8 protein-coding genes are annotated in these 12,900 nt (G+C 50.7%); all 8 read right to left on the bottom strand.

Annotated elements, in window-relative coordinates:
* Window positions 1-35: 35 nt before the first annotated feature.
* The 8 genes from QFZ51_RS11730 to QFZ51_RS11695 all read right to left on the bottom strand — a co-directional run bounded on the left by QFZ51_RS11730 (window position 36) and on the right by QFZ51_RS11695 (window position 12,799).
* Window positions 36-2,315, bottom strand: coding sequence for a hypothetical protein (locus QFZ51_RS11730; protein ID WP_429046006.1), 2,280 nt, complete (start codon window positions 2,313-2,315; stop codon window positions 36-38).
* Window positions 2,308-2,688 carry a hypothetical protein gene (locus QFZ51_RS11725; RefSeq protein ID WP_429046004.1) on the bottom strand — a complete coding sequence of 127 codons (381 nt, stop codon included), beginning with the start codon at window positions 2,686-2,688 and terminating at the stop codon, window positions 2,308-2,310. The genes QFZ51_RS11730 and QFZ51_RS11725 overlap by 8 nt, the downstream gene beginning before the upstream one ends.
* A 5-nt stretch (window positions 2,689-2,693) precedes the next feature.
* Window positions 2,694-3,233: a DUF4402 domain-containing protein gene (locus QFZ51_RS11720; RefSeq protein ID WP_429046002.1), complete on the bottom strand. Its 540-nt coding sequence runs from the start codon at window positions 3,231-3,233 to the stop codon at window positions 2,694-2,696.
* A gap of 13 nt (window positions 3,234-3,246) precedes the next feature.
* Entirely contained in the window at window positions 3,247-6,792 is a 3,546-nt protein-coding gene (locus tag QFZ51_RS11715) for a T9SS type A sorting domain-containing protein (protein WP_429046000.1), read from the bottom strand.
* Window positions 6,764-9,733: a beta strand repeat-containing protein gene (locus QFZ51_RS11710; RefSeq protein ID WP_429045998.1), complete on the bottom strand. Its 2,970-nt coding sequence runs from the start codon at window positions 9,731-9,733 to the stop codon at window positions 6,764-6,766. Before QFZ51_RS11710 ends, QFZ51_RS11715 begins: the two co-directional genes overlap by 29 nt.
* Window positions 9,734-9,782: 49 nt before the next feature.
* On the bottom strand, window positions 9,783-11,282 hold the full coding sequence (locus QFZ51_RS11705) for a beta strand repeat-containing protein (protein ID WP_429045996.1): 1,500 nt from the start codon (window positions 11,280-11,282) through the stop codon (window positions 9,783-9,785).
* A gap of 32 nt (window positions 11,283-11,314) precedes the next feature.
* Complete coding sequence (locus QFZ51_RS11700) at window positions 11,315-12,097, bottom strand: hypothetical protein (RefSeq protein WP_429045994.1); 783 nt, start codon at window positions 12,095-12,097, stop codon at window positions 11,315-11,317.
* Between the two features lie 186 nt (window positions 12,098-12,283).
* On the bottom strand, window positions 12,284-12,799 hold the full coding sequence (locus QFZ51_RS11695) for a DUF4402 domain-containing protein (RefSeq protein WP_429045992.1): 516 nt from the start codon (window positions 12,797-12,799) through the stop codon (window positions 12,284-12,286).
* Window positions 12,800-12,900: the final 101 nt, after the last annotated feature.

Genomic DNA, 12,900 nt, shown 5'->3' with positions numbered 1-12,900 from the left:
AAGATATAGGCTAATTTAGGAAAAAACAATTGATGTTATTCGACCTTTTCTCTCCGGAGCCTGAATTCCAGTCCGTCTACCACGTCTCCTTCCATGCGCAGCCTGATGGTAAGCGGCAGCTTCGCAGGAGTGGCGGTCATGCCGAGTTTTTGCAACTGCAGCGGGTCTATTCTTACCGTATAGGTTCCGGGCGGCAATCCCATATAATTGAAATAGCCATCTGCTTCCGTTTGGGTACGGGCCACCAATGTGGAATCATTTCTGTAAAAACCGATGGACAGGCGGCCTATTCCCTTTGTTACATTTTGTTCTTCCAGGATCACTTTACCGGATACTTCGCCCATAATCACCACCGGCACTTCCACCAGTTTCATCTGGTTGGGATCTATTGCTACACTGATAGCGGGTTTCTTTATCTGCCAGGCAACATTCTCAAAACTGTTCTTTCCCAGTTCGATAAAATAGTATTCGTAGGGCTCCATATTAACGATGCGGATGGTGGTGTCGTGTTGATTCTGGAGAATCCGGCCGCCGTTACAATTTGTTTTGAGGCCGTAGGCTTTGGGCTCACCGGGATCGCGGCGGTCATTAGCGTTGAGATCCAGGAAGGGCAGCAGTACTACGCCTCCTGTTCCCACGCTGGTGCGGTTGCTGAATCCTGCGAATTTGGTTTTATCATCGTATACCAGGCTGCCGCGTGCAGATTCCACCAGGGTAGTCATGTTAGTTCCTTTCCAGGCAGAAAACCCGATTTGTGAGAAAGCGAAATCATAACGCAAACCGATGCCCACATTTGTGATATTACTTTTATAGTTACGTTCATAGGATACGTTCATGTAACCATGTCTGAAAAGATATTTACCCAGCTCGCATCTTACCGCCATCAGGCTGTTGCTGTTGTATTCATATTGTACCTGGGGAGTAATTAAAATTTCTCCCGGCAACCGGTAGGTGAGCGCGAGGTTGGTATATACAAACGGCGGTTCAGGTTTTATAAAGATGGCATAGGTATTCACGTTAACGCCTACACGGAAAACTGCCCCGGACACCAGCCATTCAGCGGTCGTATATTTTGTTTCCGGTAAGATGATCTGGTTGAGTGTGACGCGGTTGAAGAAAGAGAATTTTTTTGCCAGGAAGGGCTTTGAGATAATCAGCTTTCTTTCTTCCACAAAATTATAAATAATGGCCTGCTGACCTTTCTTATACCTCGTATAAAACAGTTCGAACTGTAAGTTGGAGGGCATTCGATACGTGAGTATACCGCGTCCCCGTACTCCGTAGGTATAATCGCCCGCCAGCAGAAGATTGGACGCCACACGGGCAGAAGCCATCACAAAAGGCATGGCCTTTCCAGTGGGTATGGACGACAGGTACTCCATGCCTCCGCCCACTGTTACATTCCGGCTGAGGCCATAGTTCATTTGCACCCTTGAAAAGATACTCCGGTGTCCATCTTCCACCATACCGGCGCTGGCAGTATATTCAAATTCATGCAATGGCAGGAAGTTGAAAGGGATGCTGATATTTTCTTCTCTCGACCGTTCCTCTCCCCAGGGGCCATAAAAGCGGAGCCGCACCACAGAGTTACCATATACAAGCGGTACCTGGAAAGTAAAGAAGCCGGCTGCATCTGCAGTTGTATAATCTACCAGGGCATTGTTCACATATAACTCCACGGTCCATCCGGGATCCGTAAAATCGCTCAGGGTATAGGAACCATAAGAGCGCCTGTAGGAAGTGGGGGTATTTGTAAACTGCACGCCTACCACCGGATCAAAGATAGATGCCGTGGATGGTGTGAATATTTTACCTGCAATGATCTGCCGAAGGGCGCTGTGATCATTATTCACATAGCGCCACCGGTAGTATTGCTGCCGTTGATCAAACGGCTTGATCAGGGCGCTGTCGTGGCTATAAGGAAGTTGCTGTTCTGCGTAGTTATTGTAATTAAGTGATACGCTGGTTTCACCGCCCAGAACAACGCCCCCCATAGCAAGGTTTAACCAGGTATTACCGGCGCCGCCTTCAGGGCGTTGTGTAGCTACCACCGACCAATCGGCCATCCCGATACTGAACATCTGCCTGCGGGGGCCGATGATGGTATCTGCTTTCAGTTCTCCTTTTAGCCGGCTGATATTCCGGCGCATCATTTCCTGCCGCATTTCCCTGATAGCAGGCAGCTCCTGCCTGGTTTCCAGTTTAACAGAGAGCGAGCGGAAACTAAATTTACACTGTAGTCCGAACACGCTTGCAAACATGCCGGTTTTCAGGTAAAGCGCGGTTTCTGTGCTCACCATATCATCTTTATTCAAACGGCACGATTTTATCCTGGTAGTGAATCACATTGTTTTTTTTATCTACCAGGAACGGGGCGTTTTCATTGATAAAGAAACCATATATAGAATCCATATGGGGTGAGGCCGTGTTTCTTATCTTCAGAAAATTAAAAATATCGGTGATAGATAAGTAGGCAGAATCATTGTTGATAACGGCGGGAATTTCGGCCCCTCCTATTCCCTGCACCACCACGAAAACAGAGGTTTCATAAAAAACAGGTTCCGGCTCTATAGCTGTGGCTTTCAACGGAGCTGCAAACAGTATAGCGCAAAAGATCATCCACACCGGCGTTACCCGGAATATGCTGCGCAGGCAGCGGAGGATGATATTTTTGCTTCCTGTTGTCATATCCGTTATTCCTGGATAAACGTGACGTTAAATACGCCGCTGTACGAGCCCGATGGATTGGATGGCGGACTGCCCACGGTGAGCGTTCCGCCGATCCTCACCAGGTTCCTTGCCGGTGGTGTAGCAGTTGTAATAAATGAGCTTCCTGTGCTGGCGGCGCCCACATGTAAAGTGATGGTACCACCGTTGCTCCCGGTGAGGATGACATCGGGTCCGTTTAATATGGAAATGAGTGTACCCCTGTTTGCTTCTATTTCAAAAATGGCGGGTGAAAACGGATACCCCAGGTTGGCCTGCACTACGCTGCCAGTTACGGCGCGCGAGCCATCAGGATAGATGATCACTGTTCCGCCGGATAATCCCTGGAAGAAGGCACCGAAGATGAGACCCTGCGCGGGGTTTACATATACCGCAATAGGGCGCGGAGGCGGCTCCTGCGCAGATGCGGCCGCATATCCCCACAGCACCAGGATACCTGCTACTAATAACCGGTAGCCGAACTGCCTGAGAAGATCCATATCTTTTATCATCCTGGTGAAAAACATCTCAAAAAAATTATTACTGATTACTTATAAATACTTTTTTAGACACTACTTTATCATCTGTATAAAATGAAACAATGTACATTCCGCTGCTATACTGCTTCCCTATTACATGTTGCCCGTTGCCGGTAACATCCTGCCGCCACAACACCTGCCCGAGCAGATTAGAGATGGTGATGCGGCATTTTTCACCGGGTACTTTATCGAAGTAGCCATACAGTATCCTGCCAATGCTATAAGCCCTGAACACGGGTTCTGATGAAGGCGAGGTGGTAGTTCCGTTGTGCCGGAATACGAGCGAAAAGCGGTTTTCATAAGTACCTGCATCCAGGTATACCCTGTACTTTGCGTACTGCTGCAATTCCTCGGTTTTGCCGGTTACGGCATCCTGCAGGTAAATATGCAGGTGCTGCGGCATGCGTGCAATTTCCGCTGTATTGAATGTTATCCATCCTGCCCTTTCTGTTTTGAGGCCCAGTGGTATTACATCGGTACTGTCGGGGAACTGCGGCCATGCGTTAATAGAGAGCCGGGCGCTGTCGGCCGACAATGCGTAAATGTTAGGCACTGCCGGATCTGTATTCATCAGTTTTAATGCATCCATTGTTTTTTCGAAAGATGCAGATGCATCGGCATCAAAATAAACCACTACGGGATCAGCTGTCAGCCCATCGTCGGCGAAGGCTGCGTCCAACCTGAGTATTGGTGTTGTAAGTGAAACCCGGTGATACACCGGTGAGAGGTTATTGGTTCTTGCATTATTGTTTACCGACAAGGTACCTGTGACCGGGAAAGTGCCATTGGTCACGTGCACAAAAAATCCCTGCATGGAAGCGATCATGTTGGTGGCGATGCCATCGCTGGATACGCCGTTGATATAAGAGCTGTAGGTGCCGGTATACTGATCGGCAGTACCTCCGTTAAAATAGTACACGGCATTGTCAATATTGGTACGGCTCCATCCCGCGGCAATGTCCCAGTCGACCGGAGAAGGATACGGATTTCCTACCAGGTTGAACCCCTGCGTATAGGGTTGATTGTTATTGGTCAGCGTGGGCGCGGTAACGGTTTGGCTATTCACTACGCCGGTGATATCCAGGGTTGCCGGCGTATTGGAAGTCCCCATTTGCGCGGTATATCCCTGCATAGGTGTAAGCACACCGGCGGGGCTGGTGTACGCCACCCATCCGGAGGAGGTACGGTTTTCCACATAGCGGTAAAACGATGGGAAGGCAGCGTTAAGATTAATATCATCTGCCAGTTCATTTACGGTGGCCGCCTGGAAAGGAGAGCTGATGTATTTATATCCGAATGCGGTGGGCAGGTATCTTTGGATGGTAACATTACCGGTTACCTGTCCGGCGCCACTGCCATCGATCAGCGCTGTTTGCGTGGCGGTAGACAGCAGTGTAAGAAAGCCGCCGGTGTTCAGTTGTCCGCTGGTTACTTTGAGGATGCCGCTGATATTCAGTGTACCATTCAGCGTTACACCGGGTGTGTTATTGATGGTCAGGTGCAGCAATGTATTCGAAGTAAAGGCGGCTGCAGGAATTACCTGTGCAGCGGCCCCATTTAATTCTATGGTACCGGCAGTAGCCGTGAAGGCGCCGCTGTTAGAAATAACACCTCCTATCTGGAGTGTGGCGCCGCTTACGGTTACCGAGGCGCCCGTTTGTATCGTTACATTATTGGCCACGGCTACACCGGAGTTGATAAGCGGATAGTTCACCAGGCCGGTTGGGATAGTAACATTAGTAGTGCTCACCGGTATGGCGGCGGAGGACCAGTTGCCGGTAATATACCAGTTGGTGCTCACTGCGCCGGTCCATATAGCGCCGGTGGCCAGCTCTCCTACTACCAGGTCGCCCAATGCGGTTAACCCGGTTGCCTGTATGGAAGCCGGTTGCGGGGAACTCACGGCGGCCAGCGACCAGGAAGTTCCGTTATACCTTGCTACTTTAAAATTGGTGGTAACAGCACCTGCGTCTACATCCGCCGCTACCCAGTTGAGTGTTACAGAAACGGTGGTAAAGGTGGCGCCGCTGTTGGTAAAAGCCCAGTACCTGTTTACTTTCCGGCTTACATTTAAGCCGGAGGTCAGCAGGTTGGGATGGCTGGCAGCGAATACACCCGCCAGTACATCGCCGGCGGCGCTTACGTTGGCGTATAACGTTGTTGCCGGTGTATAGTTAAGGCTGTCGCCCAGTTCATAAGTGCGGGTAATATTGGTACCGGCAGCAACATTTTTTTGCAGGCGGCCGTATACCCATCCTGTATTTTGTGCGGCGCCGCTGACCGTTCCGGTAGCGGTAACAATTACGGCGTTGGTGGTGCCGGTACGGATCTTTCCTGCCATAAATGTAAGCGCACCGTTTATGGTAGCATTTGTGGACAGGGTCACCAGCCCGGTGGCTTTATTTACTTTAACATGATTAAAAGCACCGGTAGAAGAAATGTTCTGGTTGGCGGCGCCATTAAAATAAATAGTAGAACCGGTGTTGGTAAATGTTCCGCCGGTCATGCTCCAGTTTCCCCTGAGTGTATCCGTAAAACTTCCCGGCACAAATGTGCCGTTGCTGAGTGTAAAATCATTCAGGATGGTTAATGGTGCAGTGGCGGTTTTGGTACCTGTGGCTGAGATGGTGAGGTTACCATATGGTGTAACCGCAGCAACAGTTTGCGTGCTGCCTGCATATTCCACGGTGCTGAGTGTATCCAGCTGGTAAATATCAAACGCCGGGAGGCTGTAAATGCCTCTTACGATGAGGCGTGCGCTGTCATCGATCGACATTTTGCCGCCGTTGGTGGCATCCTGGGTAATGGTGGAGTCGCCGGTATCGAGGGTGCCGCCGGTGATGTCCAGTGTGGTCATATTCCTGAGACTTCTGGCAAGTGTGGTGGTGGCGGCAGCATCTTTATGTACCTGCAACTGTGCGAGGTCAAAGGGGCTGCCGGTACCGCCGATAACAGATGGTCCAGTGCCGGTCATGGCGGGCATGCCTGTGGATGCATCCAGCGATCCGTTGATGGTAAAGTTGTGCTCTATATTAAAATCGGCATCCGAGGTAACGGCGCCATTGATCACGAGGTTATAAAAGGTAGTTCCTTCGCTGCCGGTTAATACGCCGGCGGGGGAAGTCATGGTAAAAGTAGAAGTGCCACCGTTCAGGGTGCCATTACTTTCGAGATCGCCTGCAACCGTGAAGTTGTTACTGCCCGCATTAAAAATGGCGTTGCCATTAATGTGAAGGTCCCCGCTGATATTCCAGCTGGTAGCAGGCGTAACACCGGCTGTATTGGCGATGGTCACATCTGTAAGTGTGGTGGGCGAGCCTGAAACGGTGAGCGCTGCGCTGCCGCCGAATATGACGGAGCCGGTACTGGAAAATGCGGTGCCTCTGAGGGTAATGTTCTGGGCTGCAAAAGGATTAAAATAAAGCGTACCGGTGCTGGTTACGGTACCGTTGTTGGTAAAGCTGCCACGGATAGTATGCGTGGGAATTCCGCCGTTGAAAGTGGCGCCGTTGCTGATATTAAAGGCCACCAGTACGGTCCATCCCACGCTTGGATTGATGCCGGCGGTGGTTGTTCACATTCAGGGTGGCGAAGGTAGGGGCACTGGTAGAATTTAATACCGGTGAAACGTTACCATTAAAGTTGATCACGCCGCTTGAATTGGAAACAATGGCATTTAAGAAGCGGATGGTTTGCAGGGCGGTGCCTGTAAACGTGGTCACGCCGTTGCTGATCAGTGATCCGCTGTTGGTGAGGTCGCCGTTTATGGTGGCAGAGCCACTACCACCGTCGTACGAACCGCCGGCAACTATCTGCAATAAATCATTGTAAGTGATATCGCTGCCGGCTACTGCGTAGCTGCCATAAACAGTAAGCCTGCTGAACGTAGTATTTCCGGTAATTATTTTGCCGCTGCCGTTAAGTGTTACGGTACCTGTACCGCCATTAAAAGTGCCGCTGTTGGTCCAGTTGCCATAGAGGTTGACAGTAAATGTGCCGGCGCTGAAGGTGGCGCCGCTGCCGATCAGCAAATCGCCGTTTATGGTGGTATTGGCGGCGAGGGTTTTAGTGCCGCTGCCGCTGAGGGTAAGATGTCCGTAGGCAATATTTCCTGCCACAGTTTGCGCTCCTGCCCTGTAGTAGTTAACGGTGCTGGTGATGCCGGGCAGGTACTGAGAGTAGTTTGCCGGAAAATTACCTGCGCCGCCGACATTCACGGTGGCGCCGTTTGCGATGGTTAACGATCCTCCCGGAGAACTACGGTTAGCCGTAAACGTTGCCAGATCCAGTGTACCGCCGGTCACCGACAGGTTACCGTTGGTAGTTACATTACCGGTGAGCGTGGCAGTTCCTCCTGATTTATTAATCACAAAGTTATTAAAGGCCGTAGCAGAAATATTTTGTGCGTTGCCACCGGTGAAATTAACGGTGCCGGTTCCGGGAGTAAACGTGCCGCTGTTACTCCAGTTGCCGTTTAAGGTGACTGTGGCAGCTCCTCCGTTCATAGTAGCGCCGGCACTGATGGCCACATTTCCTGTGATGGTGGTGGCTGCGTTGATGCTCAGGTCACCGCTGGTAACGGTGAGGTTGCCGTTTACCGTGGCGGCGCTGTTGATTTGCGCACTACCGGCCGTTTTTGCTATACTGAGATGATTATAGGTTAGTCCGGCTACCGACTGAATGGAGGAGCCATTATAAACTACAGTACCGCTGCCGGCAGTAAACGTACCACTGCTGTAGTTAAAGCTGTTGCCTATATTCAATGCGCCAGTACCAGAGAAGGCAATGCCTGCACCACCGGATTGGGTAACAGACCCGGTAGTGGTAACGTTACCATTCCCGATGTTTAATTGTATGTTATGACCGGCAGTGCCATCGCTCAGGATAATGTTCCCATTTACCGTGAGATTTTGATCATTCACATTAATAGTGTGGGTAGCATTAGCCGACCATAAGCCAGTGATATTACCCTGTGTTACCAGCGATCCACCGGCGGCCAATGTAAGCGTGGCTGCCTGTGCGCTGCCGAAGGAAATGCTTTTCACACTGGCGCTGTTGCTGATGACTGGTTGGTTAGTGAAAGCGATGGTGCCTATTTCAGCGATATCATTCACGCCGGGTGGCCGGGAAGGGCTGCCCTGTGCTATAGTCCAGTTGGCGGCAGTGTTCCAGTCGCTGCTCACCGAGCCGTTCCATCTTACCACATTAGACGCAGCTGCCAGTGTGTAACGGCCTGTAAAGGCCGCCAGCACGCTTGTTTGCTCCACATAATTGCTGGTGGTGTTGCTGCCTGAATTTCCGTATAAAGACCAGCCCGAGCCAGTGTTGCGCCAGATACTGAGACTGGCTTCCGCGTTACCGTTCAGTTCTGCATCTTCATAGTGAAAACGCAGGAGCGTAGCTGCCAGCGTGATACCGCTGGCCGTAACGTTATACTCCCGGTTTATGGCCGCGCCGGAAGGGAAATCGGCTACTCCCTGCGGGGTGACGGTCATCGTAACAGACGCGGATGTAGTAACACCTGTAAGTGTGAATGTATTATTAGGGCTTTCAAAAGCATAGGCGGTACCCAATACAAAAGTATGGGAATGCTGGATGCTGCCCAGTATGATACCGTTGCCTGTTCTGTTGCCTGTAATGGTAACTGTATTGGCGCCGGTGATCATTGTTCCGCTGGTCATGTTCAGCGTGGTTACTGAAATATTATTTAACAGGGTTACCTGGTTAACGGCGCTGGTTTTATTGAGGGTAAGGATATTAAAAGTAGTGGCGCCGCTCAAGGAAGTATTGGCAGCGCCGCTCAGTGTTACGGTACTGGTGGCGGGCGTGAAAGTACCGTTGTTGATCCAGTTTCCCAGGACAGTGATGGACTGACTGGAGGCATTGAAGGTTGTAGCCGATGCGATGGTAAAATCGCTGTTGACCACCACGGCGCCACCCAGCGTTTTGGTGTTGCCATTACTTACGATGAGCTTATTATAAGTACCGGCAGCCAGTGTTTGGGCGCCGGTTCCATTAAAGTTTACCGTATTGGGAACAGTGGAGGTTACGTTGAGCGTTCCTGCCGTAATGGTGTATACATTGGCTATTCCCAGCACCGCGTTGGCCGATAGCTGCAATGCTGTTCCGTTGAGGGTAACGTTGAAGAGGTTGGCAGTACCGTTCAGGAAACTGCTGCCTGTAAAAGTAGCGGTGCCGGCACTGGCGGTGAAAGTGCCGGAAACATCCAGGACGTTGCCGATGGAAAAACTGGAGGAGGAGGTGATACTTCCTGTTATTGCCAATGTTCCCAAAGTGATGGTACCTGCGCCTGACAATGTTTTTCCCGCACCACTCATGGTTATGCTGCCGGTAGTGTTATTCAGGCTGCCGCTTACAGACAGGTTACCGGCGATAGTGATCGCATCTGCTGAGCTTACGGAACCGGAGATGGTAAGGTTTTCAAACGTAAGGCCCGTACCACTGATTGTTTTAGTTGCGCCGGTCATTGTAACGGTACCACCTGTAAGATGCGTGAAGGTGCCCGGGGCTGTGCTGCTAAAATTTCCGGAGACTGTAATGGCAGTACCCGGCAGCCGCGGTAATATTGGTGGCAGCGACGGTGAGATTATTGAAATTATGTGTGCCTGTTCCGCTGATAGAAGCACCTCCTCCCGCCAATACCACCGTTCCTGTACCGCCGCTGAAAACACCATTATTTACCCAATTGGAAGTGGTGGTGGTGGTGAAGCTTCCTCCGTTGAAGGTAGTAGCTGCGCCAATATTTACATTACCGCTCACCGTGATGTTGGAAGCAGCGGTAAAGCTCACGGAGGTACCGCTGCCAATGGTCGAGGTAAGGTTTCCTGATATGGTAAGTGCCGTAGCAGGCATGGTTTTAATAGCTGCCCCGCTGCCGGCAGACAGGGTAAGATTTCCATAGGGCTGTACCGCTACCGACTGATTGGTACCATTGTATTCCACGGTACTGGTAAGGCCAAGTGAAACGGTAGCATAGTTAACCGGGAAGGTGTTCACACCACCGATCTTCAGGATAGCATTGTTGACTACGGTTAAACCGCCACCGGGCACTGTAGTACCTCTGTTGGCGGTAAAGGTGGACAGGTCGAGTGTGCCGGCGAGCACTTCTATTTTCCCGGCTGTTGCCGTAGTTGCATTCAGCGCGTTTAAATTTCCGCCCAGTGTTTTTATACCAGTGCCGCTGATGCGGAGGGTGGAATAGGTAAGGGTGTTCCGGACGGTTTGATTTACCAGGGTACCGCTATAATCTACAATACTGCCGGCGGCGAGGGTTACTGTACCTGTGAGGCCGTAGTTCCCTCCGATAGCTGCCGCTTTTACGTGTAAGATGCCACCGGCGGCTACGGAGGTGGTGGCAGCCCCGGAAATAAGCACGGGAGTGGCTACATCTGCCGGAACGAATGTGCCGTTCACTGCAAAGGTACCGGAAACGGTCATGTTCACATTTTGCGTAGTGGTACTACCCACGCCGATGGTGAGTTTCCTGAAAGTGGTAACCGAGGCGCCGCCTATAGACTGGGTGGTTCCTGCAAAGGTTACTTTGGCATTGGTACTCGAAGTGCTGTAAGTGCCTGAGTTGGTCCAGTTACCTTTTAAAGTAAGGGTAACGCCGCGTTGGGAAATAGTGCTGCCGGAACCAATTACCAGGTCGCCCGCCACGGTGAGGCTTTGGGAAATGGTTAATACCGCATTAGTGCCTGCGCCTACGGTAAGTGATTTACAACTGGCGCTGTAGCTGATCACGGGGTAAAATATCCCGGTAAAAGCGGCATCGCCAATGATAGCGTCCACATTGGCATTGGGTACACCGGCGGTCCAGTTGGCGCTGTTAGACCAGGAGCTGCTAAATGTTCCTTTCCATCTTGTTTGCGCCGATAACATAACCGGGAAGAGCAGTAACAGTATCAGCAGGCCTCTGCCGCAGGCGGACATGGGTATACGGGGGACGCCGGAAAGAAGAGCCCTGATTATCCTGATGTAAAACTGATGAACGAACCAATGTACAATCACTTCCATAGGAGCGTTATTTGATGGAGACTTTCTCCCGGCTACCGTAACTGCAACTCGGCCTGGGCCAGTTGTTCTGTTGAAGCTTTTGATTTGGTGATATATGCTACCCGTAATTTGCCGGTATGGTAATTAATACCGGGTTTGTTTTCAAGTGGAAGATGAAGATAACGCTGTGTGTTTGGTGTGTATACAGCCAGCCCCCTGGCGACTCCTACCTGTGTTGTTTTTCCCTGTGGCGACACATAATCCACTGTGAGATCACCGTACACGGAAGAGTTACCCAGCCGGTTGAATAATACATTCAGGCCCGGGTCTTTTGCGAGGTCAACAGAGAGGTCTGACAACTGCACGCTGGCGGCGGTTTCCCCCACCGGTATAATTACCGGGATGGTGATACCAAAAACCGGGGTGAGCTTTACATTGATGCCGGTGCTGTCTTTAGGCGGATCATCTTCACCGATGGGTTTTTCATCCGGTACCGCCCGGAAATAAAGATGCGAACGGTATTCACCGGGTTCCAGCTGACTGGCCGCGGTTAACTGCAGTTTTATTGCCTGTGCTTCATTGGGGCCTAGTACCACGCTCCGGGGAAAGAAGCGCAGGTATTTACTGGCGAACTGTTGCCCTGAATCAGGTTCGTTGATCTGTTGAAAGGTGCCGTTCTTATTCATCCTGATTTCAACAAATGAAATAAGATACCTGGCGGTATCTTTTCCTGAGTTCGCAAGATTCAGTTCTTCTGCACGTTTCGTGCCTTCAAAAACGACCCGTACAGGGGTTACGAGCAGGTTGCCCTGTGCGCATGTTTCCTGTATTGCCATGCAAAAACATATCATACATATGATTACAAAATAGTAAGGATATCTAACGACGTAATTATTCGGTGGTACCGATACATTCATGGGTTCATGCTTTGGAATAAGCGTGTAGCTGCGCGCTTCGCAGCTACACAGGATATGATTAAGGTTGTTGTAAAGCGTGGGCAGTTATGTGTTATAACCGGTTGATCAGTTGTAATTAACAGTTACATCAAAGGGGGTAGCTGAAACATATGTTCCGGCAGCCTGTGCGGCACTTACATTCAGGGTAGCACCCACATTAAGTGTTTGCGTACCGGCAGTAAGTGTACCAACTCCTGAAGGGTCGCTGGTGAAATTTGTAACCGTCATCGTATTGGATCCGCTGGTGATAGTAAGCGCAGTAGACGGCAATGTAATGCTGTAGGAATAACTGCCGGTACCTGTTACAGTAAAGGAAGCGGCTGTAATAGTTCCTGTAGCAGTGGTGGGCAGTGTAACACCGCCCGTAGCGCTGCGAACGCCTGCGGGAGTAAGCACAACCGTTCCTCCAGTGGTTGACTGTACTGCAACGTTACCAAAATTCATATCCACATCTTTCACAATGCTGATGGGTGTCACAATAGTAGCGGTAGCAGTAGCGGAAGCGGTTTCCTGCGCGAATGCGTTGGTTGTAAGGGCTGCAAATACGAGCGTAACGGCGGAAATAAGACTAGTTCTTTTCATTCTCGGCTGTTTTAATGATGAGGGAATGTATTTGAAGATTGTTTTAGGATACAGAACAGTAAAATGACTAACGTACCGATCACAAGCTACAGATGTCAAAC

The organism is Chitinophaga sp. W3I9, from assembly GCF_050434025.1.
Classification (GTDB): Bacteria; Bacteroidota; Bacteroidia; order Chitinophagales; family Chitinophagaceae; genus Chitinophaga.
Note: the sequence above shows the minus strand (reverse complement) of the source record. Positions and strands in the feature narration are given on the sequence as shown.